Here is a 25701-nt window from a genome sequence, read left to right as displayed (position 1 = left end):
ACTCGCTGGAGTCTAAAACAACCGGGTCTCGGTGACTTCTGCGGGCTCTTCCAATTCTAAGAGGAAGCGCTTGCGGTCGAGTCCGCCTGCGTAGCCGGTCAAGGAGCCATCCGAGCCAATAACGCGGTGACACGGGATGATGATGCTTACCGGATTGCGGCCTACGACCTGACCTACACGCTGCGCTAAATGTTTGTTTCCTAGCTGCTGGGCAATCTCGCCATAGGTCATGGTTTCGCCGTAGGGAATCTCTTGCAGCAGCGCCCACACTTCTTGCGAAAAATCATTGCCCTGTGGCTGCACCGCAATGGTAGATTGCGTGCGCTGACCAGCTAAATACTCATCGAGTTCCACCTTTACTGTTTGAAAGTACTCGTCGTTTGTCGCGTCGATGTCCGCGCCAAACGTGGAGGAGTCCGGCAGATGCCAGTGCCCGGGGAAATACAGCGCCCGCAGGTTATCGCCGTTAGCCACCAGGGTCAGCTCACCCAGCACCGTGTCGATGGTGCCGTGTCTTAAATCGGGCATAAGACTTTCCTCCATGGTGGGAATTTCTCCTGGGTCTTAACCCGGGCCTTAACTAGTAGACGCTTGGGTAGCAGAAAACGTGAGATCAGCTTTTGAGAAGTTTCTTTATGGCGCGCATTGCTTCATCGAGCATGTCCTGGTCGACGGTGCCATCGGCTTTCGATGCTCCCGCGACACAATGCGCAATGTGATCTTCTAAAAGGGCCAGCGAAACATTTTCTAAAGCAGATTTCACTGCCGATATTTGGGTAATGATGTCGATGCAATATTGGTCTTCATCAATCATGCGGTGAATCCCGCGCGTTTGTCCCTCAATACGCTTCAGGCGCGCAAGGTATTTTTTCTTCGAATCATCATCAGCGTTATAGCCGTGCTGACCTGGTGCATGGCAACTGCACGTACTATCTTTTTCGGTCATGACCTGCTCTTTTCTTTATTGAGGGGGAGACGATTTTGTTTTAACAGTCTACTTCAAGTATATTTTTGTACGTCGCCAAGAGCGACAGGCCCCCATCGTCTAGCGGCCTAGGACACCGCCCTTTCACGGCGGCGGCACGGGTTCGAATCCCGTTGGGGGTACGGAAGTAATTCCACCGCTAAATGGCCCTGTGGCGCAGTTGGTTAGCGCGCCGCCCTGTCACGGCGGAGGTCGCGGGTTCAAGTCCCGTCAGGGTCGCATTGGGAAATGGAAAGCGTCAGCGAAAGCTGGCGCTTCTTTCGTTTTGCCCTTCTTCTGAAAGCTCGGTATCGGGTAAAGGCTCAGCCTTCTAGCCGATACCGAGCTGTTGTAGTTTGTTTCACTAAAGTTAACCTTATCTAAATACTGTGGCGCTTCGAGTTGCCTATTCCCGGGTGGCTGAATCTCATGTGAAGGAACCCCCGGTATGGCCAAGGTGCCACGAAGAACGATTTTCCGCCCGCTTGCCCTCATGATGGCCATGGCGCTGGCCATTGGATGGACTGCGTGGCCAGCGTTAGCCCAGGACAGTTCAGAATCTGCGGAGGCGGCAACTGAGGGCTCCAAGATTGCGCTGATTATGGACGCCTCGGATTCCATGAGTGAGGAAGACGTCGATGGTGGCACGCGTTTAGACGCGGCAAAGCGTGCATCGCAGCAATTGGTGGACTCGATGCCGGAGACAGCGCAGTTGGGCATGCTGGCCTATGGAGCCTCAGAATCTAATGCGCCGGATAACCGGGAGCGTGGCTGTCAGGACATTGATGTGCTGGCCCCAGTTGAGCGCATCAATAAAGACGAATTAAACGCTGAAATAGATGCTCTCAAGGCACAGGGCTATACGCCAATGGGTAATGCTTTAAAAGCAGCTGCCGATGAGTTGGGCGGTGCGGGGGAGCGCTCGATTATCTTGGTTTCTGATGGCATAGACACGTGTGCGCCGCCACCGGTATGCGAGGTTGCAGAAGAGCTTGCTGGCGATGGTTTTGACCTAGCCATCCACACTGTTGGCTTCAAGGCTGATGCTGCAGCACAGGAAGAGCTAAAGTGTGTCTCGAACGTTTCGGGCGGCACGTTCGTGGAAGCAGATAACGCTGAAGAACTTGGCAACCAGTTGGAATTCCTTGCGCAGCGTGATGCGCAGGGCTACCAAGTCGAAGGCACCGAGTTCGAATATGCCGACACGGTAGAAGACGCCAAGTGGCTCGATGAAGGTCAATACCAAACCCGCGTTGAAGTAACGGAAACCGAAGATGACGTGCGCTACTTCCGCGTTGCTGTCCCAGAAGGGCATCATGCGCATATCTCTGTAACTGGAATTCCAGACCGTGATGCCTCGGGGCAGACTTCCGCAGGCCGCGAGGGAGCAGTTTTCGTAGGCGTTGAAGAAGTCTCCAACCATGATGATGGTTCCGATTGTCGTTCAGAAGATTTGATGACCATCAGAGGCGGAAAGATTGATCTGAGCAACTACGCTCCCACCGAACCGCGTGTTTCTACCATCGAAGGTGACAAGCCCGGCAATTGCGACATGAACGAATGGATTGTTGGCCATTCCTTCTACGGTGATGGCAAGCGCAGCCTAGTAGGAGAGGAAATCTCTGTTGAAGTCAACGTCACCTACGAAGAAATACCTCCAGAAAACCAAGTCCAGCTTGAAGGCGACATAGGCTCACTGACGCAGGAAGAACCAGAAGTTAAGTTCTCAGACGCCCAGGATATCGAGGCTGGAACCAGCTTCAACAACGCCGTTGAGGTCGAGCCCGGAACCTATGCGAATTCTATTGTTGCTGGTGAAGTGCAGTACTACCGGGTTCCGGTGGAGTGGGGTCAAGTTCCGCAGGTAGCTCTACGCAACCGAGTGAATGAGAACATTGACCACGCGTGGATGACTGCTCAGCTCCTTAACCCAGTGCGTGCGGTGATTGCTGATAACAACACAACCAGTTCCTCTTCCGATAAGACGAACGTTACGCAGGTGATGGCGGACCGCCCGCTGCGCTACAACAACCGCAATGCGAACTGGGGCGGTCACCCGCAGTCTATGGCCGGTGACTATTTCATCGCCGTGTCGATGTCAGTACCGCGCCAAGAAGAAAGCCTGGACCGCATTGAGCAAGACTATGAGCTAGCCGTCGATGTCAGGGGCGCAGTTGATGAAGGAAGCGCGTGGCGCCCGAGTTTTGAGCCTGGTCCTGAGCCATCGGATACTCCGCCGACTTTCGATGCCGCCTCGGATGAGGCAACAGAAACTACTACGGCTGCACATGCAGACGATGATTCGGACATCGCCAATGCTGCAGCGGAAGGAAACTCTGAAAGTGGGTTTACTGGCCTCATTTGGGGCACCGTTGGCGTCTTAATCCTCGGATTGATTGCGATTATTGGTGTGCTAGTTTTCAAACTGCGGAAGAAACAGTAGGCGAGCAGCTCATTGGACAGCTAATTTAGTGTTTGTACTGCTGATTTGTGTTGCTGCTCAGGCATTCTGTAAAGTAACTATTCGTGCCTGAGGGGCACATCAATTAAATAAGGCCCTGTGGCGCAGTTGGTTAGCGCGCCGCCCTGTCACGGCGGAGGTCGCGGGTTCAAGTCCCGTCAGGGTCGCAAGATTGTCCTTGCGGCAATCTTTGGCCAGATAGCTCAGTCGGTAGAGCACACGCCTGAAAAGTGTGGGGTCGCCAGTTCGATCCTGGCTCTGGCCACAACCAAAAGCTCCTAGTGTGAAAACATTAGGAGCTTTGTTGTATTGGCAAGTGTAGACTAGCCACATGGCTAATGAAGTAACCCACAATACTGACCGCAAGCGTTTCGTCATCACCGTTGACGGAGAAACCGCTGGATTCGCTGATTACGTCACTCCAACGGATGATGTCCGGGATTTCAACCACACTGTTATCAACCCTGATTTCCGTGGCCAGGGGCTATCCTCGCCGCTGATTAAGGCAGCTTTAGATGAGACCCGCGAAGCTGGGCTGAAAGCCGTTGCTTCGTGCTCTGCTGTTCAGCATTTTGTTTCTAAGAATCCCGAATACGAAGACCTCATTCGTCGCTAAGCACAGCGAGCCAAGGAGGAAGCAATGAGTAGCGAAGAGAAGAACATTCAAGTTACGCACGATGCAGAAAACACCAAATACGTGCTTACCGTGGATGGGCAAGAAGCGGGCGCCGCGCACTATGTAAATGTTGCTGACGGGGTGCGCGACTTCAACCACACCGTTGTCGACGATGCTTTCCGCGGACAAGGCCTATCAAAGCCGCTGATTTCCAGCGCATTAGACCAATCGCGCGAGGACGGCGTCAAAGTTATTGCTACCTGTCCAGCAGTGCGAAAGCTCGTGCGCACCACAGGCGCGTACAAAGACATCATTATCAAGGCTTCAGACCTTGAACAGGACAACTAAAGCTTAAGACTCCTGTAAAGCACGAAAACTTCAAGGGAGCCGCGGCACGAAAACTAACGTGCCGCGGCTCCCTTGTCTTTGAAATATACAGTGATTAAATAAAGTAATCGGGGTCGACCAGCTTGATTTGCTGGTCCTTTTTGCGAGGGCGATTCTTCGAAGGGATACCAGTAGCCGTGTGGTGATCAGGGACGTCCTTGGTAACTACAGCGTTGGCGCCAACCGCAGAGCCTTCGCCAATGGTGACTGGACCTAAGATTTTTGCGCCGGCGCCGACCACGACGTTGTCTTTTAAAGTCGGGTGGCGCTTGGTTTGAGTTAATACTTGTCCGCCTAAGGTCACGCCGTGGTACAGCATGACGCCATCGCCAATTTCGGCGGTTTCACCGATAACAATGCCCATCCCGTGGTCAATGAAGAAGCGGCGACCAATGGTGGCGCCAGGGTGAATCTCAATGCCAGTGAGGAAGCGATTGAGCTGCGATAAAATGCGCGCTGGCCCTTTAATGTTGCGCTTCCAGAGCCAATGGCACACGCGGTGTGTCCAAATTGCGTGTAGACCTGAGTAAACAATGGCGTTTTCTAGGTCTCCGCGAGCCGCAGGATCGTGCTCACGAGCATTTTTCAGATCTTCGCGAATCCGAGAGATGATTGTCAAAGGGTTCATAGCCGAAATCCTACCGTTAAACCTTTAAGTCGCCACCACATAAAAATACCCGGCTACCAATAACATTGGATAGCCGGGAATGACGCGGTGAATTTAAAGATGCACCGCAGCCCTGGAATTACTAGTCGCGGATGTCTTCGAACAGAACGGTGGAGACGTAACGCTCACCGAAGTCTGGAGCAACTACGACGATGGTCTTGCCCTTGTACTCATCACGAGCCGCGAGCTTAAGTGCTGCAGAAACGTTAGCGCCGGAGGAGATACCAACCAAAAGGCCTTCATCGGTAGCAAGCTTACGCGCCAAAGCAATGGACTCTTCGTTGGTTGCGGTGATAACTTCATCAAGCAATTCACGATCCAAAACCTCTGGGATGAAGTTTGCGCCCAAGCCCTGAATCTTGTGTGGACCAGCCTTGCCCTCGGTCAAGATTGGGGAGTCTGCAGGCTCAACAGCAACCAGGTGAAGATCCGCATTCTTTTCTTTCAAGTAGCGACCAGCACCGGTGACGGTACCGCCGGTGCCTACACCAGCTACGAATGCGTCAACCTTTTGGCCGGAGTCTTCCCAGATCTCTACACCGGTGGTCTCGTAGTGGATCTTGGCGTTTGCCTCGTTGGAGAACTGACGAGCCAGAACTGCGTTTTCCTGCTGTGCCAAGATTTCATTCGCCTTGTCGACTGCACCCTGCATGCCAGCTGCACCTGGGGTCAGAACGATTTCTGCACCGTATGCGCGAAGCAGAACGCGACGCTCAGCGGACATGGTCTCTGGCATGGTCAAGATGACCTTGTAGCCACGAGCTGCGCCGACAAGTGCCAGTGCAATACCGGTGTTGCCGGAAGTTGCCTCCACGACGGTGCCACCAGGCTTGAGTTCACCGGATGCTTCAGCAGCGTCGATGATTGCCTTACCGATGCGGTCTTTGACGGAGTTTGCTGGGTTGAAAGATTCCACCTTGACCAGCACCTCTGCACCGAGGTCCTTGGTCAGGCTGTTGAGTCGAACCAGTGGGGTTCCACCGATGGTGTCAAGAATTGAATCGTGAATCTTAGCCATGAAATGGCCTCCTCTTAATAGACAACTTTGTTGGTTTATCGTTAGTGTACACCACAACACTAGACCGGGCGGTATATATATTCTAGACCGACAGGTTGAGGGCTTTGCCGAGTTTGACTCGTTGTCGCAGGAAGCGGGTGCACCTGATTGGGTGTCCCTAGAATCATGGAGGACATTGTGAGCCAGATTGGAGTTTCCGTAATGATTTGGGTTAGGATTACCCCCGAATAACGGTTAAACTGTGGAAAACCGTGTTGGAATACCCCCGTTTTACGGGCTTTAAGGAGTTTGGGTTAATGGACTCGCATCGGATCAAAGACGACGATGAAGCCGTCCGCACCGCGCTGTCTTCTCTGAAGACTGCTACTGGCATTCCGGTCACGATGTACGGAACTCTGTTGCCGGATAATCGCCTGCAGATTACGCAGTGGGTTGGCTTGCGCACTCCGGCGCTGCAGAATCTAATCATTGAACCAGGTTCTGGTGTCGGTGGGCGTGTGGTTTCGACGCGACGTGCTGTCGGCGTTTCTGATTACATTCGTGCGAACACGATCTCTCATGAAAACGACCGTTTTATCCAGGATGAAGGTCTGCACTCTATTGTTGCCGTGCCAGTCATCGTCCAGCGAGAAATTCGCGGCGTTATTTATGTTGGTGTTCACTCTCCAGTGCGCTTAGGTGACAAGGTCATTGAAGAAGTCACTATGACTGCACGCAGTCTGGAGCAAGACTTAGCGGTTAACTCTGCTCTTCGTCGCACTGACGGGAACAAGGCTGGCGCTGGCCGCGGGCATGTTATGAACGGTGCTGAATGGGAGCAGGTTCGTTCCACTCACTCAAAGCTGCGCATGCTTGCTAACCGTGTTGAAGACGAATCTTTGCGCAAGGAACTAGAAGCACTGTGCGATCAGATGGTCTCTCCAGTGCGAGTAAAGCAGTCGACTAAACTGTCTGCCCGTGAATTGGATGTTCTCAGCTGTGTGGCTTTGGGACATACCAATGTGGAAGCTGCAGAAGAGATGGGCATCGGTGCTGAAACCGTGAAATCCTATCTTCGTTCGGTAATGCGCAAGCTCGGGGCACACACTCGCTACGAGGCTGTGAACGCTGCGCGCCGGATTGGTGCTTTGCCGTAAGATAGTTAGGCGTGAAAGATCTATTTAAAGTTTCCGGTGGAGCGCGCCTGCAAGGCGCTGTGAAAGTTGACGGCGCCAAGAACTCAGTTCTAAAACTGATGGCTGCTGCATTGCTCGCTGAAGGATCTACAACGCTGACTAATTGCCCAGAGATCCTCGATGTCCCTTTGATGCAAAAGGTACTCGAGGGCCTGGGCTGTTCTGTTGTTATCGACGGTACAACCGTCACCATTGATACCCCAGCCGTACCAAGCAGCGATGCGGACTTTGATGCAGTACGTCAATTCCGCGCATCTGTTTGTGTCCTTGGCCCGTTGACTGCACGCTGTGGCAAAGCCCGCGTAGCACTTCCTGGTGGGGACGCCATTGGTTCGCGTCCTTTAGATATGCACCAGTCTGGCCTGGAAAAGCTGGGCGCAACTACTCATATAGAACACGGCGCAGTTGTAACTGAGGCCGCCGAGCTTGTTGGCGCCAATATTAAGTTGGATTTTCCTTCAGTGGGCGCGACCGAGAATATCTTGACCGCTGCGGTGCTGGCCAAAGGCACCACCGTGCTAGACAATGCTGCCCGCGAGCCAGAAATTGTTGACCTCTGCAGCATGCTCCTAGAAATGGGCGCAGATATCTCAGGTGCAGGAACGTCAACCATCACCATTAACGGTGTGGACAAGCTAAGCCCAACTAACCATGAAGTTATTGGTGACCGCATTGTTGCCGGTACATGGGCTTATGCTGCCGTGATGACTCAAGGAGATATCACCGTTAGCGGTATTGCTCCACGCCACTTGCACCTACCACTATCTAAGTTGCGTTCCGCAGGTGCAGACATTGAGACCTACGAAAATGGTTTCCGAGTACGCATGAATGAACGTCCAAAGTCTGTTGATTACCAAACGCTGCCTTTCCCGGGTTTCCCAACTGACTTGCAACCCATGGCGATTGGTCTTTCCGCCATCGCGGATGGAACAGCCGTCATTACTGAGAATGTCTTTGAGTCTCGATTCCGCTTCGTTGATGAAATGCTGCGCCTCGGAGCCGACGCGCAAGTAGATGGGCACCACGTTGTTATCCGTGGACAAGAAAAGCTTTCCTCTACAGACGTCTGGTCTTCTGACATTCGAGCAGGGGCAGGTTTAGTATTGTCCGCCTTCTGTGCAGATGAACAAACCACAGTGCACGATGTCTTCCACATCGACCGCGGATATCCGCACTTTGTAGAAAACCTTCAGGCTTTAGGCGCCACAATTGAGCGCGGCCAGGAAGAAACCAACCAATAGGTTCATGTTGATTCAAAACAGTCCTCAGAGTAAATCGCATTTATGCGTGTTTGCCTGGGGATTTGTCAACGTTCTAGGTGCCGTGTAACTTTATGTGAGTCAGCGAGACCGACAACGCCCCGCACAGAACATTAGGCTCTGGTGAGAATGGCGGTAGGAAAACAGCCGCTGGCGAGAATCAAAATTATTTTTCGACTTTCCATTCACTTTTTCTGTGACGCGTCTTGGATGTGGTTTGCAGTGTGTGGTGTGGTTGTTGTCTGAGAACTCAATAGTGTACCAATGTACTAGATTTTATATTTTTGTCTGTGTTGTGTGGATGAGGATTATGTTGGACTAGATACTTTGATTAGTGTTTGGTTGTTGGTGTGTACCGGATGTCACTTGTCGTTATTAAGTGTCATTGAAAATAGTTAAACTTTTTTAACGGTACATATTGAATCGATGTAATTGTTGTCTGTATTTAATACGGAGATAAAACACTTTTACCTTGCTCAATCATTTTTGGTTGGGTTTGTTGATTTCTTTATGTAGTAATTTTTGGTCAGCTTCACATGGAGTAGAGATGCTTTGTGTGTTGTTTGTCTTATTTTGTTAGGTTTTGGGCTTTTCACGCCTTATTTTTTTGTGGAGAGTTTGATCCTGGCTCAGGATGAACGCTGGCGGCGTGCTTAACACATGCAAGTCGAACGGAAAGGCCTTGTGCTTGCACAAGGTACTCGAGTGGCGAACGGGTGAGTAACACGTGGGTGATCTGCCCTGCACTGTGGGATAAGCCTGGGAAACTGGGTCTAATACCATATAGGACCGCATCTTGGATGGTGTGGTGGAAAGCTTTTGCGGTGTGGGATGAGCCTGCGGCCTATCAGCTTGTTGGTGGGGTAATGGCCTACCAAGGCGGCGACGGGTATCCGGCCTGAGAGGGTGTACGGACACATTGGGACTGAGATACGGCCCAGACTCCTACGGGAGGCAGCAGTGGGGAATATTGCACAATGGGCGCAAGCCTGATGCAGCGACGCCGCGTGGGGGATGAAGGCCTTCGGGTTGTAAACTCCTTTCGCTATCGACGAAGCCTTCGGGTGACGGTAGGTAGATAAGAAGCACCGGCTAACTACGTGCCAGCAGCCGCGGTAATACGTAGGGTGCAAGCGTTGTCCGGAATTACTGGGCGTAAAGAGCTCGTAGGTGGTTTGTCGCGTCGTCTGTGAAATCCCGGGGCTTAACTTCGGGCGTGCAGGCGATACGGGCATAACTTGAGTGCTGTAGGGGAGACTGGAATTCCTGGTGTAGCGGTGAAATGCGCAGATATCAGGAGGAACACCGATGGCGAAGGCAGGTCTCTGGGCAGTTACTGACGCTGAGGAGCGAAAGCATGGGTAGCGAACAGGATTAGATACCCTGGTAGTCCATGCCGTAAACGGTGGGCGCTAGGTGTAGGGGGCTTCCACGTCTTCTGTGCCGTAGCTAACGCATTAAGCGCCCCGCCTGGGGAGTACGGCCGCAAGGCTAAAACTCAAAGGAATTGACGGGGGCCCGCACAAGCGGCGGAGCATGTGGATTAATTCGATGCAACGCGAAGAACCTTACCTGGGCTTGACATATACAGGATCGGGCTAGAGATAGTCTTTCCCTTGTGGTCTGTATACAGGTGGTGCATGGTTGTCGTCAGCTCGTGTCGTGAGATGTTGGGTTAAGTCCCGCAACGAGCGCAACCCTTGTCTTATGTTGCCAGCACGTTATGGTGGGAACTCATGAGAGACTGCCGGGGTTAACTCGGAGGAAGGTGGGGATGACGTCAAATCATCATGCCCCTTATGTCCAGGGCTTCACACATGCTACAATGGTCGATACAGTGGGCAGCGACATCGTAAGGTGGAGCGAATCCCTGAAAGTCGGCCTTAGTTCGGATTGGGGTCTGCAACTCGACCCCATGAAGTCGGAGTCGCTAGTAATCGCAGATCAGCAACGCTGCGGTGAATACGTTCCCGGGCCTTGTACACACCGCCCGTCACGTCATGAAAGTTGGTAACACCCGAAGCCAGTGGCCTAAACTTGTTAGGGAGCTGTCGAAGGTGGGATCGGCGATTGGGACGAAGTCGTAACAAGGTAGCCGTACCGGAAGGTGCGGCTGGATCACCTCCTTTCTAAGGAGCATTATTTATATAACCCACCACGTGGTAGTAACCATCGTGTTGTTGGGTTGGTGGTTGATGGCCCGGATGTGGTCATGCCACCGGTTTGAATCGGAGTGGAAACACACCGCCAACCATATAAGGGTTGGTAACAGGAATTCTTTAAAACACTTATACAGGGACATAATTTTTCTAGGTAAATCGTTGGTGCACTGTTGGGTGTCTGGGACAACAATCCATTTTTGTGGATTGGTCCTGATGCTCACGCCAGGTCAAGGCAAACTGTTGCTGTTTAGCAGTGGTTTGCCCAGGGTGGTGTGGGGTGTTGTGTGAGAACTGTATAGTGGACGCGAGCATCCACCGCATGAATGTTTTGGCTTTGGTCATTGGTTTGTGTGGTGTGTGTAATTTTTTCTTATTTTTTCTGTGAGAACGCGCATGAACATCGGGTGTTAATGCTTGGTTGTTTGTGTGTTTAGTTATTTTTTTAGTTACGGTTGTTCACCCTTGCAGTTGCTTGGTCTTTTGGCTGGGTGGTTGTGGGGTGTGTGTTCGTTATTTAAGGGCGCATGGTGGATGCCTTGGCATACTGGGCCGATGAAGGACGTGTAAGGCTGCGTTAAGCCTCGGGGAGTTGTCAATTAAGCGTTGATCCGAGGATGTCCGAATGGGGAAACCCGCCTGCCGTTATGGGTAGGTACCTGCTGATGAATTCATAGTCAGTGTGGGGGTTATACGTGGGGAAGTGAAACATCTTAGTACCTGCAGGAGGAGAAAATAATAATGATTCTGCTAGTAGCGGCGAGCGAACGTGGATGAGGCTAAACCGTGTGTATGTGATACTTGGTAGGGGTTGTGCATGCGGTGTTGTGGGGCCATGATTTTCTGTTTCTACCAGAGCAGAGCGCGCTATGTGTTGTTAGGTGAAGTGGGTTGGAATGCCCGGCCGTAGAAGGTGAGAGCCCTGTAGGTGAAGACGATGTGTGGTGTGTGTTGTGGTGCCCGAGTAGCAGCGGGCTCGTGGAATCTGCTGTGAATCTGCCGGGACCACCCGGTAAGCCTAAATACTCAGTGTGACCGATAGTGTATGAGTACCGTGAGGGAATGGTGAAAAGTACCCCGGGAGGGGAGTGAAATAGTTCCTGAAACCATGTGTCTACAATCCGTCAGAGCCCCTTGTGTGGGTGATGGCGTGCCTTTTGAAGAATGAGCCTGCGAGTCAGCGGCATGTCGCGAGGTTAACCCGTGTGGGGTAGCCGTAGGGAAACCGAATCCTAACTAGGGTGGCAAGTGGCATGTTCTGGACCCGAAGCGGGGTGATCTACCCATGGCCAGTGTGAAGCGATGGTAAGACGTCGTGGAGGCGCGAACCCACGTAGGTTGAAAACTGCGGGGATGAGTTGTGGGTAGGGGTGAAAGGCCAATCAAACTCCGTGATAGCTGGTTCTCCCCGAAATGCATTTAGGTGCAGCGTCGTAGTAGCCTGGTGGAGGTAGAGCTACTGGTTGGTTGAGCGGGACTATCATCTTAGCAACATCAGCCAAACTCCGAATGCCGCCAGTTGTGTTCTACGGCAGTGAGACTGTGGGGGATAAGCTTCATAGTCGAGAGGGAAACAGCCCAGATCGCCGGTTAAGGCCCCTAAGGGTGTGCTAAGTGGAAAAGGATGTAAGATCGCGAAGACAGCCAGGAGGTTGGCTTAGAAGCAGCCATCCTTGAAAGAGTGCGTAATAGCTCACTGGTCGAGTGGTTTTGCGCCGACAATGTAGTGGGGCTCAAGCACACCGCCGAAGCCGCGGCAAATATTTTTGATATTTGGGTAGGGGAGCGTCGTGCATGGGTTGAAGCAATACTGTAAGGAGTTGTGGACTGTGTGCGAGTGAGAATGCAGGCATGAGTAACGAATTGGACAGTGAGAATCTGTCCCGCCGGATGACTAAGGGTTCCTGGGTCAAGTTCGTCTTCCCAGGGTGAGTCGGGACCTAAGGCGAGGCCGACAGGCGTAGTCGATGGACAACCAGTTGATATTCTGGTACCCGTATATGCGCGCCCGTGGTAAAGCATTGATACTAACCACCCACAAGCATGTTCTGGTTGCCTTCGGGTTACTGGTTTTGTGTGCGTGCGTGGGGCCTGATATGTGGTCCAAGCGATGGGGTGACACAGTGAGGTAGCCATGCCACTTAGTGGATTGTTGGTGTAAGCGTGTAGGCCAAGTGATAGGTAAATCCGTCACTTATTTAGGGCTAAGGCGTGATGCGGAGCCTTTTTGGTGAAGTTGGTGATCCTGTACTGTCGAGAAAAGCCTCTAGCGATGTGTGTATATGGCCCGTACCCCAAACCGACACAGGTAGTCAGGTTGAAAATACTAAGGCGTTCGGGATAACTGTGGTTAAGGAATTCGGCAAAATGCCCCCGTAACTTCGGAAGAAGGGGGACCATGCTACGTGATACTATTTACTGGTGGAGCGTGGGGTGGTCGCAGAGAATAGAGGGAAGCGACTGTTTATCAAAAACACAGGTCCATGCGAAGACGTTAAGTTGAGGTATATGGACTGACGCCTGCCCGGTGCTGGAAGGTTAAGAGGACCGGTTAGAAACCTTGTGGTTTCGAAGCTGAGAATTTAAGCCCCAGTAAACGGCGGTGGTAACTATAACCATCCTAAGGTAGCGAAATTCCTTGTCGGGTAAGTTCCGACCTGCACGAATGGCGTAACGACTTCTCTGCTGTCTCAACCACAGGCCCGGTGAAATTGCACTACGAGTAAAGATGCTCGTTACGCGCGGCAGGACGAAAAGACCCCGGGACCTTCACTATAGCTTGGTATTGGTGTTCGGTTCGGTTTGTGTAGGATAGGTGGGAGACTGTGAAGCTGCAACGCTAGTTGTGGTGGAGTCGTTGTTGAAATACCACTCTGATCGGATTGGATACCTGAACCTTGGCCCATGATCTGGGTTGGGGACAGTGCCTGGTGGGTAGTTTAACTGGGGCGGTTGCCTCCTAAAATGTAACGGAGGCGCCCAAAGGTTCCCTCAGCCTGGTTGGCAATCAGGTGGTGAGTGTAAGTGCACAAGGGAGCTTGACTGTGAGACTTACAAGTCGAGCAGGGACGAAAGTCGGGACTAGTGATCCGGCACCTACTTGTGGAAGTGGTGTCGCTCAACGGATAAAAGGTACCCCGGGGATAACAGGCTGATCTTCCCCAAGAGTCCATATCGACGGGATGGTTTGGCACCTCGATGTCGGCTCGTCGCATCCTGGGGCTGGAGTAGGTCCCAAGGGTTGGGCTGTTCGCCCATTAAAGCGGCACGCGAGCTGGGTTCAGAACGTCGTGAGACAGTTCGGTCTCTATCCGCCGCGCGCGTTGAAACTTGAAGAAGGCTGTCCCTAGTACGAGAGGACCGGGACGGACGTACCTCTGGTGTGCCAGTTGTTCCGCCAGGAGCAGGGCTGGTTGGCTACGTACGGAAGGGATAACCGCTGAAAGCATCTAAGCGGGAAGCCTGTTTTAAGATGAGGTTTCTGTTGAGGTTCCCTACAGACTATAGGGTTGATAGGCCAGACCTGTACGCATTGTAAGATGTTAAGGCTACTGGTACTAATACACCAACAAACAAACACAACCAACACATTTGTTGGTTTGTAACACGTAACGAGAAAAATAGACTCTTGTCGCACAGACAAAAAACAAGCACACAGGTCTAGGCCCGTGTGTACGCGTCCACTATGCAGTATCTGACACAACACCCCAGGCATCAGAACATGTTTGTTCCGATGATTTGTCGGTGGCGATAGCGGCAGGGAAACGCCCGGTTACCCATTCCGAACCCGGAAGCTAAGCCTGCCCGCGCTGATGGTACTGCACCCGGGAGGGTGTGGGAGAGTAAGTTACCGCCGACAATTAAACAAAACACAACTACATACGAAAAAAGACCCGTGAAGAGACAACCTCTTTTCACGGGTCTTTTCGACGTTTTACAATCTTCCTCGAATTCTAGGTGCCTTTTTTGGGAGCAATTCCCACGGCCTTTCTGTCAGTGCCGACATCGCTGGAGAAATAGGGGTACTCCCTGATATCGCCACCAGGTACCGTCCGGTAGATTTACAAGGGTAAATGTCGAAAGACGCTCGGCAGAGGCCCTAGACGTGGGCGCTTAGAAGTTAAAAGAAGCAATTTATATATGAGTAACCAGCCCACTGATTACCCTGAAGCAGAGACTGGGAAGCCCACCGGCACGGTGGTTGCTGCTGCCCGCGCTGTTGATCTTCACAAGCAATACGGTGAAGGGGAAACCGCGGTAGTTGCACTAGACCACATCAATATTGAATTCGCACGTAACCAGTTCACCGCGATTATGGGGCCATCGGGCTCTGGTAAATCCACGTTGATGCACACGATGGCCGGATTGGACCGAGTATCTTCAGGTGGGGCTTTCATTGGAGATACGGATTTATCGCGTCTTAATGACAAAGAAACCACTGCTATCCGTCGTGATCGCCTGGGTTTTATTTTCCAATCCTTTAACTTGGTGCCGACGCTGACAGCAGAAGAAAACATCACCTTGCCAACTGATATCGCCGGCAAGAAAGTAGACCGTGCGTGGTTTGATGAAGTCACCACTCGGCTAGGCATCAAGAATCGACTCAAGCACCGCCCCGCCGAGCTGTCTGGTGGTCAGCAGCAGCGCGTTGCCTGTGCACGCGCGCTCGTGTCACGTCCAGAAATCATCTTTGGTGATGAACCGACCGGTAACTTGGATTCGAACTCATCGCGCGAGGTTCTAGACATTCTGCGTACTGCGGTGGATAAAGATAATCAGACCGTGGTTATTGTTACTCACGATGCCAAGGCAGCTGCCTATGCGGACCGGGTGGTCTTTCTATCGGATGGCAAGTTAGTTAATGAATTGCAGGATCCCACGATGGAAGAAATCCACAAGGTAATGGCGGAGATTGAGAGCTAATGTCTAGCGGTAAAACCATGCGCAAGGTATCTTTGCGCAATATTCTGGCACATAAACTCAGACTCGCCCTAACTGTCTTGGCCGTAGTCTTAGGAACCTCGTTTATCGCTGGTTCCTTCATGTTCACCAAGACCTTGTCGGATACTTTCGACTCTGCTATCTCATCATCGTTCGACGGAGTGGACGCAGCAGTTAGTCCTGCCAACGAAGGCCAAGGCATCTCTGCTGAAACCCGTGAAGCAATTGCCGAGGACCCAGAGGTTGGTGCTGTCAACGTCGGCGGCAGCCAAACAGTAGTTGTTGCTGATGCAGACTCCGAAGCTTTTCAAACCGGTGGCGGGGCCTCCTCTTTGGGCCCGTTTTATCCTGAAGATGACCACGTCGGTGAGCCCTACACAATGGCAGAGGGCAATGCACCTGAAGGTCCTGATGAAGTAGTTATCAACCAAGATGCGGTTGATGAGTATGGCATCGCTATTGGCGATGAACTTATCGCAGTCACCCCGAGCGAGCACGTCAATGTAGAAGTCTCCGGTATCTATGAACCACCGGTGAGCATGGGGTCATCGATTAGCCTGCTCATGGCTGAAGACGGCTACCTGGAACGTTTCACGTCTACAGGATCCGTAAGTTCGCTGACGGTCTCTGCAGCTGAGAACGTGTCTCCAGATGCGCTGGTTGAACACCTCAACAACGAATACGAGGTCTCTGCTGAATCCGGTGAGAAGCTTGCCGAAGAAATCACCAAGGCGATTTCGGAAGGCATGCAGTTTATTAACTACTTCCTCATCGCCTTCGGCCTGATTGCACTGTTGGTGGGTACTTTCATCATTGCTAATACCTTCTCGATGATCGTTGCCCAGCGCACCAAAGAATTCGCTTTGTTGCGGGCCTTGGGTGCCTCCCGCGGGCAAATTGCACGTTCGGTGGTTACCGAATCAGTCATCGTCGGCATTATTGGCTCAGCTGTCGGCGTTGTCGCCGGCATGGGCCTGGTTGCGCTCATCAAGCTGGGCTTAAGCACCCAGGATCTCCCGATGGGCGGCGGGCTGGGGCTCACGGTCAACGCCGTGGTGGTGCCAATCATCCTCGGCACCATCGTGACGGTTATTTCGGCATGGGCGCCAGCTCGGCGTGCAGGCGCAGTAGAGCCAGTCGAAGCCATGCGCACCACAGAATCCGCCGCAGGTAGTTCGTTGAAGGTCCGCACCATCATTGGCCTTGTCATCTTGGGCGCAGGCATTGCCTTCGCAATCTGGGGAGCCTTGTGGACAGATGGCACCACGGGCAACCGTGCATCGCTGGTTGGGGTGGGAGCATTAGGTGTTATCGTGGGCTTTTTCATGGCTGGCCCAGCGCTGAGCCTTCCAATTGTTCCACTCTTTGGCAAGCTCATCGGTGCACCTTTTGGTGCAGTTGGAGCATTGGCCGCCACGAACTCGCAGCGTAACCCACGCCGTACATCGGCCACGGCTTTTGCGCTCACCTTGGGCCTTGCCCTGGTGACCGCGATTGGCATGCTTGGCGCGACCATGAATTCTTCCATTGCAGATCTCATGGAAGATAATGTGTCAGCGGATTACATCTTGAGTGGACCAACGGATGGTTCTTTCCCGGCCCCGGGGAACACGCCTGAATTGGCGCGCGAGACAGAGGGCGTGGAAAGCACCGTTGCGGTCGGCATGACGCCAGTGCTTATCGATGCCAAAGCCGCGCTCGATTACGGCCCCCAATTCCAGATGACAAACTTCATTGAAGGCAACCCCGAATCAATGGTGACCTTTGATGTAGTGGAGGGCTCTATGGATTTGGAAGCCAATCCGGGATTCATCGCCAATCGCACAGTGGCTGAGACTAATGGCTGGCAAGTCGGCGAATCCTATGAGCTGTCGTCGCCGATGAATCCGGTGGAAACCGGTGAAGTCGAACTCATCGGAATCTACGAGCCGAACCCCATTGTTGAAGGATTTGCCGTCTCGAAGTCGGCCTTTGAAGAGCTTATTCCTTCTGGTGTTGCACAACTACTTTTCGTTGGCGTCAACGCTGAGGAAGGCTATGACCTGATGCAGCTGCGCACCAACTTAGAAGAATCCATGAAGGAACTCATCATCATCCAGGTCATGACTGGTGAGGAATACGCGGGTCAGGCTGCTGACTTGGTCAACCAGATGCTCTCGATTCTCTACGCCTTGCTGGCACTAGCCGTTATCATCGCCATCCTCGGTATCGTCAATACTTTGACCTTGGGCGTGATTGAACGCCGCCAGGAAATCGGTATGCTGCGCGCAGTGGGTACCCAACGCCGCCAGGTCCGCACCATGATTACATTAGAAGCCGTACAAATTGCGGTCTTCGGCGCGGTCATGGGCATGCTGATCGGTCTTGGCCTGGGCTGGGCATTTATCGAAGTGCTTGCCGATACAGGCCTAGAAAACGCCGTTGTTCCATGGGCACAGCTGGCCATCATGCTGGTTGCATCCGCCGTGGTTGGCGTGGTGGCCGCTATTTGGCCATCAGTACGCGCGGCTAAAACACCGCCGCTCGAAGCCATCGCGGATTAAGCATTATAGATGCGCAGCGCCCACACGATTCCGCGGTGGGCAAAGATGAGCCCGAGTGCGAGGGTAAGCCCCAGATACATTGAGAGCTTGCGCCACTGCTTGGTTTTAATCAGGGAGGCAAGCTCGGAGGCCAGTGTTGACCACGTCGATAAAGCTCCGGCGAAACCCATGGCGATAACCGGCTGTAAGAAATTGGCAGCGCCGGTATCGTCGAGAGCCATCGAAAAGCCGATGGCCATGCCAGCAGCGAAAGCGGCCAAAATATTTGCCACGAAGGTCCCAACATAAAGTGGAAACCACTGGGCAAGGAGACCACGCAGTGTTCCGCCGATAAAAGCTGCTGTGCCAAATGCTACGAGGAGCACAACGGTATCAAGCATTGTGCTCTCCCTCGAAGCCGTCCGCGGCGCGGCGAATGCGGTGGGTGCGGATGCCGTCGCCCAGCAAATGGCTTGCGATGCACCCTGCAACCGTAAGCGCGACGTGGCCGAGTGCACCCCAGGCTGTCATCGCAACCGTAGCAGTGGCGAAAGTAGAAAAGCTGGTGAATCCACCCAGCACACCTTTGCCCCAAAAAATCCCCGGCTGCAAATAGCCCAACAGGGCAGAGCCCACGAAGTTAATCAACAGCAAGGGCCAAATCTCGGCATGCGGCCACGCTGCTGCTGCCGTGAGAGAACCAAGCCCCACGCTAAGACCCCAGCGCGCAAAGGCACCGAAAACAGCCCCAGCGCCGACGATGAGTGCTTCTTTCATGCTCGCAATTCTAAACCCGGTTGATGCCGATGCACTGCAAAGACGGACCGGACAGGGAATACTAGTAGGAGACGAACTTCTACTAAGGAGCAACCATGGCGCATGAGCGTGCAGGGCAATTAGCAAAACCAAGTGATCTCATTGATATCGCAAGTCTGGTGAGCGCGTATTACACGCGCAAACCGCAGGTCGATGACCCTGATCAGGCGGTATCTTTTGGAACTTCGGGCCACCGTGGCAGTTCCTTGGACTGTGCGTTTAATGAAGACCATATTTTGGCGATTACCCAAGCTATCGTGGATTACCGCGCTGCGCAGGGCACCAAGGGTGCTATTTTTATTGGTCGGGATACGCACGCGCTCTCAGAACCTGCGATGGTCTCCGCCCTTGAAGTGCTGTTGGCCAATGACTTGGAAGTACGCGTGGATAATAATGGCCGCTATACGCCAACTCCAGCTGTCTCCCATGCGATTTTGACCAATCCAGGAACCGACGGCATTGTCATTACCCCGTCGCACAACCCACCGCGTGATGGCGGATTCAAATACAACCCGCCTTCAGGCGGACCAGCAGATGCGGATGCTACCGACTGGATTGCTGCGCGCGCGAATGACTATTTGCGCCAAGACCTGGCAGGGGTCAAGCGCATCTCAGTAGACGGTGTGCTCGATAGCCGCTGCGTCGCGTGGGATTATCTGAATAACTACGTGGCAGACCTTGGCTCGGTGATTGACATGGAGGCAATTGCTAAGTCCGAGATTTCCATTGGCGCGGATCCGATGGGTGGGGCGAGCGTGGACTACTGGGGTGCCATCGCAAAGCACTATGGCCTCAACCTGACGGTGGTGAACCCGGAAGTTGATGCGACTTTTCGTTTTATGACCCTAGATACCGACGGCAAGATTCGCATGGATTGTTCTTCCCAGCACGCGATGGCCTCGTTGATTGATAATCGGACAAGCTTTGATTTAGCGACCGGCAATGATGCTGATGCCGACCGGCACGGCATTGTTACCCCTGATGCCGGCTTGATGAACCCTAATCACTATTTGGCGGTTGCGATTGACTATCTCTTTAGCCACCGTGACAAGTGGGGCAATGCTGGTGTGGGCAAGACCTTGGTGTCCTCCTCGATGATTGACCGCGTGGTTGAAGCTTTGGGCAAGGACCTGGTGGAAGTTCCCGTTGGATTCAAATGGTTTGTGGATGGTCTGAGTGATGGCAGCATTGGCTTCGGCGGTGAGGAATCTGCCGGGGCGTCTTTCTTGCGTTTCGATGGCTCTGTGTGGACCGCCGATAAAGACGGCATCATCTTGAACCTTTTGGCGGCAGAAATCATCGCGGTGACGGGAAAGAGCCCATCGCAACGCTACGCCGAGCTTGCCGATGAATTCGGCGCGCCCGTTTATGCACGCACGGATGCACCAGCTAACCGTCAGCAAAAGGCCATCTTGAAAGCACTGTCGCCGGAACAGATTTCGGCCACGGAACTTGCCGGTGAGCCCATTACCGCGAAGCTGACTCAAGCAGAAGGCAACAGCGCGGCCATTGGCGGGTTGAAGGTCACCACCGACAATGCGTGGTTTGCGGCGCGGCCATCGGGCACTGAGGATAAGTACAAGATTTACGCAGAATCCTTTGTTGATGAAAATCACCTGATAAAAGTGCAGGAAGAAGCTCAAAGTCTCGTGGCGCGGGTTTTAGCGGATGCGTCAACCGACTAAGGTGTCAGGGGTGAAATATCTTAACAAGGCGTTCCTGCTGGACTGCGTGAGTGCTTTCGCGCGCTTTTATATGGCTTATATCTGGATTACAGCTGGTTTATCCAAACTGAACCAACACGCCACGGTTGCGATGTCCATCCGCAATTACGATATTTTCACCGGCGAATGGTCCAATTTTTTAGCGCTGCTCATCGGTCCTTTAGAGATCATGGGTGGCGTCTTGCTGTTGCTCGGGCTGTTTTTGAAACCAGCAAACAAGATCGCAATCATTGTTCTTTCGCTGTTTGTCATCGGCATTGCACAAGCCTGGTTGCGCGGTCTCAATATTGATTGCGGTTGCTTTGAAGCAGACCCTTCGGCTGCCGATGGCCCAATGAATTACGCAATGACGATCCTGCGTGACTTCTTCTATATCTTCCTATCCGGCTGGACTATCTTCCGTCCGTTTAAGAAGCTCGCAATTTACCCTTAAACCGTGAGTTGCATCATTTAATAAGGCTCCTCAAGGGGCTTTAAAGTAGCATTTAGGTGCGAAAATAATTTCCAAAATTAGTTCCAGAAAGTTGGAGAAGACTTATGGCAAAACCTGTCAAGGTAACAGATCCGAATAAGAAGAGCGGCGCCGGTTTCCTGTGGGGCATTGTAGCTCTGCTTGTTATTGTCGCAGTCGTTATCATCTACATCGTGGTCAACGGGCAGCGTAGCCGCGGCGCCGAGATTGAAGACGTAGCCTTTAACGTTTCCTTTGAAGATAATGCCGTAGTTCTGGCTTCTGATAACGCAACCGCAGATACCCCGGAAGTAGATCTCTACGAAGACTTCTCCTGCCCTCACTGCTCCGACCTGTCGGTAGATACCGGTGAAGACATGAAAAATGCTGTTGAGGCTGGCGACTTGATCGTCAACATCCGCCAGCTCAACTTCCTAGATGGCCAGGACCCAACCACCAATGAAGGCCACTCCACCATGACGGTTGCAGCTGTGACCCCATTGGCTGAAGCAGGCGAGGCTAAGGCTTGGTGGAACGTACACAAGACCTTGATGGCTGACCAGCAGAAGGTTTACAACAACTGGTCCGCTGAAGACGTAGCAAATGCTGCAGCCGATGCAGGCGCTTCTTCCGAGGTAGTAGATGAGATTAAGAACTCTGAGATTTCTACCGGCCAGGAAATCGCTACCGCGAACTACAACCTGCTGGAAGAGCAGACCGGTTCGGTTTCTTCGCCACGCGTAATCATCGACGGCAAAGATATCCCTGAGGGCGAGCTCAACAACTGGGTTGCCTACGCAGTAGACAACGCCTAAGCATGTGAACACCGCTGAACGCCGCCAGCGATTTGGATAACTCTTCGCTGGCGGTGTATCTTGTAACAAGTGCCTAATCAGGTACGTAGTGCTTAAATTTAAGCGCTCGGGGCTATGGCGCAGCTGGTAGCGCACCACACTGGCAGTGTGGGGGTCACGGGTTCGAATCCCGTTAGCTCCACCAAATAAACCCGTTGGCACAGGTCAACGGGTTTTCTCGTGCCGGGGGACGGCAAAAAATTGGGGCAAAACGCGTTTCCCTCTCTGGCAACGGAACTTGCTCATCGTCAGCAAAGAAGGGTTAGCGTGAAAGTGAGATGAGCTCACTTTCGGGGTTATCTGAGGCAAAGGGCTTAGCTTTTTAAGGTGCGGGGTTAATTACTCGTCCCCAGGTGTTCTTATTGCCCCAGATGTTTTGGCGCAGCCCTTCGAGCTGCAAGTTTTGGCTGTGGTCAACGAAAAGGTTGCACTCGTTGCCGTAGTTTTTGACGTACCACTCAAAGACCGGGCCATCGGCGGCTTCAAACATGACGTTTTCTAGCCCAAGTCCGTTGATGATAGAAGCGGCAGCGCCAGTATCCCACTCGGTAACATTTTCGGTAATACCTTCGGATTCAATCATGATGATGGAAGCGCCGGCATCGAGGGCCTTCTTGCCGCGGTCGACCAAATCGCCGATGTCCTTTTTACCTTCGGCGGCGAGCTCGGCTTCACCGGAGTCACCACCAGAGCCAATCTGTAGGCCCAGCTCAGGCTTCGCCTTAAGACCTGCCTTCACGACTTTTTCGACTAGGCGCTGCAGGCCAGAGGTATTCAGCATGATAAATCCGGTGGAAATCTCAATAACATCGAAGCCGACTTCCTTGGCTTCTTTGAGGTAGTGGTCCACCGCGTCGTCGCCGTAGCGCAGCACGGTTTCAATCCAGCCGCCGGAAGAAACATAAGTGCTGTTCTCATGCGCGATATCGCTAAAGCTCGGACTTGTTCAGTGGGCACAAGCGCGAAAGAACCGCCAGCCCATTTGATGCCATCGACCCACTGGCCAGCGACATCGAAGACATCTTGAAGGTGACACGTGCCGAAGGTGGAGTAGTACGGTGCACGAATCTCGGTCATGCCGAAGGTGCGTGGCTTTTCCGGACGGTATGCCCGGGGAACGAAGTTAAAAGATACATTGTGAGGTACTGCATTGCTCATGATGAGTTCCTTTCTCTAGCTGCGGGTGGGTGAGACTTTGGCCAAGGCTGCTGTTAGGTCCGAAACTTGGCGGGTATCGAGTTCGTGGATGATGGTCGCGATTTCCTCGCGCAGCTCCTCGCCCGTAAATGGAGTCACGAGGGCATCGAACTTCTTGCGAGCGTTCTCCCAATCCAGGGGATTGTCGTGGAAACCGAGGTAGCTATCTTGGGAGGCGGTGAACACGGAGCCATCGTTTAGCGTGACCTCGAGGTCAGCGGGCATGTGATCCGGGAAGCGGTCGGAGAATTCATCCAAGGGAGTAATTTCGACCTTCTTCATCAGGGCTTGCACGTCATCGGCAGCGATGCGCGAGGGCTCGTACTGCTCAGGATTGAGCTGGCCATCGAGAAGCACGACCGCAAGCATCCACGGCAGTGAGTGATCAGCTTCCTCCTTGGTACGAATGAGCTGCTTATCGCCTTCTTCACCACCGCCGATAATGGAGTAGGCGACATTAAAAGTAGTCAGGAGAATCTTGTCGATATCTTCTGCCTTGAAGCCTTCCTGCGCGCGGATTTCTAAGGCTGCATCGAGAGCTGACTGCGAGTGAATCGCCGCGTTGTGCTTTTTAATGATGGTGCGCTTAACGCTTTCGAGGTCTTCTTTCGACCAGTCGATTTCTAAAGGCCCGGACACAGAGTCCTTGAAACCCTTGTTGCCTTCGAAGACTTCCTCGGGGCCGGTGATGCCGCGGCTGGCGAGTAACGCTGCCCACGTTCCTTCCTTGGAAACATGCGTAGGCAAGGCCTTTCCAGTGGCTCAGGTTGCCGGTGCGGGTCACGCGTAGCGCGACATTCGCGGTGCCGGCGATGGCTAAGGCGTTGGCAATCTGCTCGGCTGGAAATCCAAGAGCCTTGGCTGCCGATGCACCCGCGGCGAACGCACCCTGGGTGGTGTGGTCGAAACCTTTGGCGCGAACGGGTGCGACATCGGAAAGCCGAGTGTGCACTTGGTAGGCCACGGCAAACGCACTGAGAAGCTGCTTGCCGGAAGCCCCGAAGCTTTCGGCCGCCGCGAGTACCGCGCCGAAGGCACTTTTGCAGCCACGTCGCATCATCGCCGGCGAGGGGCTTGTAGGAGCGCTGCGCTTTGTGAAGAACCTGCTGCTTAACCCAGCCGCGCACAAACGCGTTTTGCAGATGCGCCGGACGTTCAACACCTACCGTGACCATCTGAATGCGGTAGCTATCGTCGCGACCAGGAAATAGCCCCAGGTAAATGCGCTCGGCTTTTTTAAAAGGGATCGCCGAATTGGCTAACCAGCCCGGTTGGCTAGTTAGCTTTTGCTAGCTGTGGGGATCGCCCTGGTTTTAGATGAGGTTCATCGCCCCCATTGAGCTCAGGTCATGCGTGTTGCCCACAAGCTTTCCGCCTGGGGTCTGCAGGCGGACTTTGCCGCGGTGGCGGCGCATCCTGCCGCGCTTGGGTTTACCCGGACTCGGTTGCTTCCGTTTCTTGCGCGGGCCGTCATCGTCATTGACACCGTTGTGATACTTGCACAGCATCGTCAGATTCGATGGCTTGGTATGCCCACCGTGTTTGTGTGCGTCGATGTGGTGGACTTGGCATCTATCGGCCGGCACATTGCAGTCTGGCCACGGGCACACGAGATTCTCTGCCATGGCGAGAGTGCGCAGCTTCTCTGATGCGAAACGGGCTTCGTAGAGATTCACAGGCCCGGCGGTGGGGTGGAAGAGCCCGACGTAGAGTTTGTCGCCGAGTGCGCCTTCCATTGCAGCGTTGATGAATTCAGCGCCCGTCATGGTCGTGCCGTCGGATAAAGCAACAATGACGTCCTCGCCTTTGCCGCAGGAAACTTTCGCGAAATCATCAAGACCAATAGCAATCACGGTGCGGTATTCCGGCTTGATAAGCCCAGTGCCGGTGCCTTCGACTAAATCCCAGAAAGGTTCGAGCAACGTCGCTGAGCGAGGTTGGTCATCGTCTTTGATAGCGGCGTCAAGCGTCTTTTCTAAGTCAGTAATGCGGCGCTGGGTATCGGTAATACTTATGGTGCGCAGGCCGTCTACAACGCGGCCAAGACGTACACCCGGTTTCTTCTTGGTGTCGCCGCCTTCTTCAGTCACGCGTTTCTTGGCGTAGGCTTCGGCTTCTTCGAAGGTGCCTTCAAACGCGATAAGTTCTGCACGCAAGCGCCACGCGGCACCGCGCTTCTTCAGCTTCTTGGCGTGCTTTTCCACCATTTCTAAATACTCAAGGCTTAACCCTCGCTCTTCGGCGAGAGCTACCGATTCGCGTTGTAGGCGAGGTGAGTCGGTGGGGCCGAAAAGGACATCGGCAAGCGTGGTGAAATTCTTTGCAGTCTTGCGAGCCATGCCATCGCTTGCCATGTCATAGGGCGAGCGTTTAGACATGTCTTTTAAGATGCCTATTGCTTGGCTGGTAAGAGCCATAAATTCTTCGTATTTATCCATGCCTTCGACACTAAAACGCAAACACAAGCCCGCGCTAGGGCAATGTCAAAAA

General features: G+C 53.2%; 19 protein-coding genes, 5 tRNA genes, 3 rRNA genes and 2 pseudogenes. 19 read left to right on the top strand and 10 right to left on the bottom strand.

The features are described 5' to 3' along the window. Nucleotides 1–12 precede the first annotated feature (12 nt). Both CSTAT_RS10900 and CSTAT_RS10895 read right to left on the bottom strand, forming a co-directional pair. Complete coding sequence (locus CSTAT_RS10900) at nt 13–528, bottom strand: methylated-DNA--[protein]-cysteine S-methyltransferase (RefSeq protein WP_075723497.1); 516 nt, start codon at nt 526–528, stop codon at nt 13–15. 85 nt (nt 529–613) lie between these two features. Beyond that, nucleotides 614–946: a metal-sensitive transcriptional regulator gene (locus CSTAT_RS10895; protein WP_075723496.1), complete on the bottom strand. Its 333-nt coding sequence runs from the start codon at nt 944–946 to the stop codon at nt 614–616. 88 nt (nt 947–1034) lie between these two features. Between CSTAT_RS10895 and CSTAT_RS10890 the strand changes: the two genes are divergently transcribed. From CSTAT_RS10890 to CSTAT_RS10860, 7 genes are all read left to right on the top strand, one after another. Beyond that, nucleotides 1035–1107 (top strand) — tRNA-Glu (locus CSTAT_RS10890). A gap of 23 nt (nt 1108–1130) precedes the next feature. Beyond that, nucleotides 1131–1204 (top strand) — tRNA-Asp (locus CSTAT_RS10885). A gap of 208 nt (nt 1205–1412) precedes the next feature. Next, entirely contained in the window at nt 1413–3407 is a 1995-nt protein-coding gene (locus tag CSTAT_RS10880; RefSeq protein ID WP_075723495.1) for a vWA domain-containing protein, read from the top strand. A gap of 111 nt (nt 3408–3518) precedes the next feature. After that, nucleotides 3519–3592: transfer RNA gene (locus CSTAT_RS10875), tRNA-Asp, on the top strand. Between the two features lie 25 nt (nt 3593–3617). Then, nucleotides 3618–3690 (top strand) — tRNA-Phe (locus CSTAT_RS10870). 66 nt (nt 3691–3756) lie between these two features. Continuing rightward, nucleotides 3757–4041 carry a GNAT family N-acetyltransferase gene (locus CSTAT_RS10865; RefSeq protein WP_066796146.1) on the top strand — a complete coding sequence of 95 codons (285 nt, stop codon included), beginning with the start codon at nt 3757–3759 and terminating at the stop codon, nt 4039–4041. 24 nt (nt 4042–4065) lie between these two features. Then, nucleotides 4066–4389 (top strand): GNAT family N-acetyltransferase, encoded by a 324-nt coding sequence (locus CSTAT_RS10860; RefSeq protein WP_066839586.1) that lies wholly within the window; start codon nt 4066–4068, stop codon nt 4387–4389. A 94-nt stretch (nt 4390–4483) separates the two neighbouring features. Here the strand turns inward: CSTAT_RS10860 and epsC are convergent, their stop codons facing one another. Both epsC and cysK read right to left on the bottom strand, forming a co-directional pair. Then, nucleotides 4484–5056, bottom strand: coding sequence for a serine O-acetyltransferase EpsC (epsC, locus tag CSTAT_RS10855; RefSeq protein WP_066796132.1), 573 nt, complete (start codon nt 5054–5056; stop codon nt 4484–4486). Nucleotides 5057–5177: 121 nt separating this feature from the next. Next, complete coding sequence (cysK, locus tag CSTAT_RS10850; protein ID WP_066796129.1) at nt 5178–6113, bottom strand: cysteine synthase A; 936 nt, start codon at nt 6111–6113, stop codon at nt 5178–5180. Nucleotides 6114–6409: 296 nt separating this feature from the next. On the opposite strand from cysK, the gene ramA reads away from it, so the two are divergent. The 7 genes from ramA (at nt 6410) to CSTAT_RS10815 (ending at nt 18190) form a co-directional block, all read left to right on the top strand. Then, the gene (ramA, locus tag CSTAT_RS10845) at nt 6410–7249 is read left to right on the top strand and encodes an acetate metabolism transcriptional regulator RamA (RefSeq protein WP_075723494.1); all 840 of its coding nucleotides are present in this window, start codon (nt 6410–6412) and stop codon (nt 7247–7249) included. Between the two features lie 11 nt (nt 7250–7260). Beyond that, nucleotides 7261–8529 carry a UDP-N-acetylglucosamine 1-carboxyvinyltransferase gene (murA, locus tag CSTAT_RS10840; RefSeq protein ID WP_066796116.1) on the top strand — a complete coding sequence of 423 codons (1269 nt, stop codon included), beginning with the start codon at nt 7261–7263 and terminating at the stop codon, nt 8527–8529. Nucleotides 8530–9153: 624 nt separating this feature from the next. Next, a 16S ribosomal RNA gene (locus CSTAT_RS10835) occupies nt 9154–10676 on the top strand. Between the two features lie 536 nt (nt 10677–11212). Continuing rightward, nucleotides 11213–14288: ribosomal RNA gene (locus CSTAT_RS10830) — 23S ribosomal RNA — on the top strand. A 158-nt stretch (nt 14289–14446) separates the two neighbouring features. Next, nucleotides 14447–14565 (top strand): 5S ribosomal RNA (gene rrf / locus CSTAT_RS10825). The 16S, 23S and 5S rRNA genes sit together here, the layout of an rRNA operon. A 281-nt stretch (nt 14566–14846) precedes the next feature. After that, nucleotides 14847–15629, top strand: coding sequence for an ABC transporter ATP-binding protein (locus tag CSTAT_RS10820; RefSeq protein ID WP_075723493.1), 783 nt, complete (start codon nt 14847–14849; stop codon nt 15627–15629). Beyond that, nucleotides 15629–18190, top strand: a complete 2562-nt coding sequence (locus CSTAT_RS10815; RefSeq protein WP_075723492.1) for an ABC transporter permease — start codon at nt 15629–15631, stop codon at nt 18188–18190. Before CSTAT_RS10820 ends, CSTAT_RS10815 begins: the two co-directional genes overlap by 1 nt. Here CSTAT_RS10815 and CSTAT_RS10810 read toward each other — a convergent pair. Together CSTAT_RS10810 and CSTAT_RS10805 are read right to left on the bottom strand one after the other, a co-directional pair. After that, nucleotides 18187–18570, bottom strand: a complete 384-nt coding sequence (locus CSTAT_RS10810) for a FluC/FEX family fluoride channel (RefSeq protein ID WP_075723491.1) — start codon at nt 18568–18570, stop codon at nt 18187–18189. The two genes, CSTAT_RS10815 and CSTAT_RS10810, sit on opposite strands and share 4 nt — an antisense overlap. After that, nucleotides 18563–18946 (bottom strand): CrcB family protein, encoded by a 384-nt coding sequence (locus tag CSTAT_RS10805; protein ID WP_075723490.1) that lies wholly within the window; start codon nt 18944–18946, stop codon nt 18563–18565. The genes CSTAT_RS10810 and CSTAT_RS10805 overlap by 8 nt, the downstream gene beginning before the upstream one ends. 95 nt (nt 18947–19041) lie before the next feature. Here CSTAT_RS10805 and pgm point away from each other — a divergent pair, with 95 nt between their 5' ends. From pgm to CSTAT_RS10785, 4 genes are all read left to right on the top strand, one after another. Further along, nucleotides 19042–20670: a phosphoglucomutase (alpha-D-glucose-1,6-bisphosphate-dependent) gene (pgm, locus tag CSTAT_RS10800; protein ID WP_075723489.1), complete on the top strand. Its 1629-nt coding sequence runs from the start codon at nt 19042–19044 to the stop codon at nt 20668–20670. Beyond that, nucleotides 20654–21142, top strand: a complete 489-nt coding sequence (locus CSTAT_RS10795) for a MauE/DoxX family redox-associated membrane protein (RefSeq protein ID WP_075723488.1) — start codon at nt 20654–20656, stop codon at nt 21140–21142. Before pgm ends, CSTAT_RS10795 begins: the two co-directional genes overlap by 17 nt. A 104-nt stretch (nt 21143–21246) precedes the next feature. Continuing rightward, the gene (locus CSTAT_RS10790; RefSeq protein ID WP_075723487.1) at nt 21247–21975 is read left to right on the top strand and encodes a thioredoxin domain-containing protein; all 729 of its coding nucleotides are present in this window, start codon (nt 21247–21249) and stop codon (nt 21973–21975) included. A gap of 108 nt (nt 21976–22083) precedes the next feature. Beyond that, nucleotides 22084–22159, top strand: a tRNA-Ala gene (locus CSTAT_RS10785). A gap of 177 nt (nt 22160–22336) precedes the next feature. On the opposite strand, the gene CSTAT_RS10780 is transcribed toward CSTAT_RS10785, so the two are convergent. From CSTAT_RS10780 to CSTAT_RS10775, 3 genes and pseudogenes are all read right to left on the bottom strand, one after another. Further along, nucleotides 22337–22888 carry a phosphosulfolactate synthase gene (locus tag CSTAT_RS10780; RefSeq protein WP_336469889.1) on the bottom strand — a complete coding sequence of 184 codons (552 nt, stop codon included), beginning with the start codon at nt 22886–22888 and terminating at the stop codon, nt 22337–22339. After that, nucleotides 22789–23091, bottom strand: coding sequence for a phosphosulfolactate synthase (locus tag CSTAT_RS13945; protein WP_336469901.1), 303 nt, complete (start codon nt 23089–23091; stop codon nt 22789–22791). The genes CSTAT_RS10780 and CSTAT_RS13945 overlap by 100 nt, the downstream gene beginning before the upstream one ends. 96 nt (nt 23092–23187) lie before the next feature. After that, nucleotides 23188–24244, bottom strand: a pseudogene (locus CSTAT_RS10775) (MmgE/PrpD family protein); the annotation flags it as partial. Between CSTAT_RS10775 and CSTAT_RS10770 the strand changes: the two are divergent. Beyond that, nucleotides 24234–24422 (top strand): annotated as a pseudogene (locus CSTAT_RS10770) (SAM-dependent methyltransferase); the annotation flags it as partial. The pseudogenes CSTAT_RS10775 and CSTAT_RS10770 sit on opposite strands and share 11 nt — an antisense overlap. A 102-nt stretch (nt 24423–24524) precedes the next feature. On the opposite strand, the gene CSTAT_RS10765 reads toward CSTAT_RS10770, so the two are convergent. Beyond that, nucleotides 24525–25649 carry an HNH endonuclease signature motif containing protein gene (locus tag CSTAT_RS10765; RefSeq protein WP_075723486.1) on the bottom strand — a complete coding sequence of 375 codons (1125 nt, stop codon included), beginning with the start codon at nt 25647–25649 and terminating at the stop codon, nt 24525–24527. Nucleotides 25650–25701 lie beyond the last annotated feature (52 nt).

Source organism: Corynebacterium stationis (assembly GCF_001941345.1).
Taxonomy (GTDB): Bacteria; Actinomycetota; Actinomycetes; order Mycobacteriales; family Mycobacteriaceae; genus Corynebacterium; species Corynebacterium stationis.
This window is presented reverse-complemented; position numbering and strand designations above follow the sequence as displayed.

Coding starts and splice junctions, on each gene's coding strand:
- CSTAT_RS10810 (WP_075723491.1), bottom strand. CDS start 18,570: ATGCTTGATACCGTTGTGCTCCTCGTAGCATTTGGCACAGCAGCTTTT.
- CSTAT_RS10880 (WP_075723495.1), top strand. CDS start 1,413: ATGGCCAAGGTGCCACGAAGAACGATTTTCCGCCCGCTTGCCCTCATG.
- CSTAT_RS10790 (WP_075723487.1), top strand. CDS start 21,247: ATGGCAAAACCTGTCAAGGTAACAGATCCGAATAAGAAGAGCGGCGCC.
- CSTAT_RS10895 (WP_075723496.1), bottom strand. CDS start 946: ATGACCGAAAAAGATAGTACGTGCAGTTGCCATGCACCAGGTCAGCAC.
- CSTAT_RS10765 (WP_075723486.1), bottom strand. CDS start 25,649: ATGGATAAATACGAAGAATTTATGGCTCTTACCAGCCAAGCAATAGGC.
- CSTAT_RS10820 (WP_075723493.1), top strand. CDS start 14,847: ATGAGTAACCAGCCCACTGATTACCCTGAAGCAGAGACTGGGAAGCCC.
- pgm (WP_075723489.1), top strand. CDS start 19,042: ATGGCGCATGAGCGTGCAGGGCAATTAGCAAAACCAAGTGATCTCATT.
- cysK (WP_066796129.1), bottom strand. CDS start 6,113: ATGGCTAAGATTCACGATTCAATTCTTGACACCATCGGTGGAACCCCA.
- CSTAT_RS10865 (WP_066796146.1), top strand. CDS start 3,757: ATGGCTAATGAAGTAACCCACAATACTGACCGCAAGCGTTTCGTCATC.
- CSTAT_RS10900 (WP_075723497.1), bottom strand. CDS start 528: ATGCCCGATTTAAGACACGGCACCATCGACACGGTGCTGGGTGAGCTG.
- CSTAT_RS10795 (WP_075723488.1), top strand. CDS start 20,654: ATGCGTCAACCGACTAAGGTGTCAGGGGTGAAATATCTTAACAAGGCG.
- ramA (WP_075723494.1), top strand. CDS start 6,410: ATGGACTCGCATCGGATCAAAGACGACGATGAAGCCGTCCGCACCGCG.
- CSTAT_RS13945 (WP_336469901.1), bottom strand. CDS start 23,091: ATGACCGAGATTCGTGCACCGTACTACTCCACCTTCGGCACGTGTCAC.
- CSTAT_RS10815 (WP_075723492.1), top strand. CDS start 15,629: ATGTCTAGCGGTAAAACCATGCGCAAGGTATCTTTGCGCAATATTCTG.
- CSTAT_RS10860 (WP_066839586.1), top strand. CDS start 4,066: ATGAGTAGCGAAGAGAAGAACATTCAAGTTACGCACGATGCAGAAAAC.
- CSTAT_RS10805 (WP_075723490.1), bottom strand. CDS start 18,946: ATGAAAGAAGCACTCATCGTCGGCGCTGGGGCTGTTTTCGGTGCCTTT.
- epsC (WP_066796132.1), bottom strand. CDS start 5,056: ATGAACCCTTTGACAATCATCTCTCGGATTCGCGAAGATCTGAAAAAT.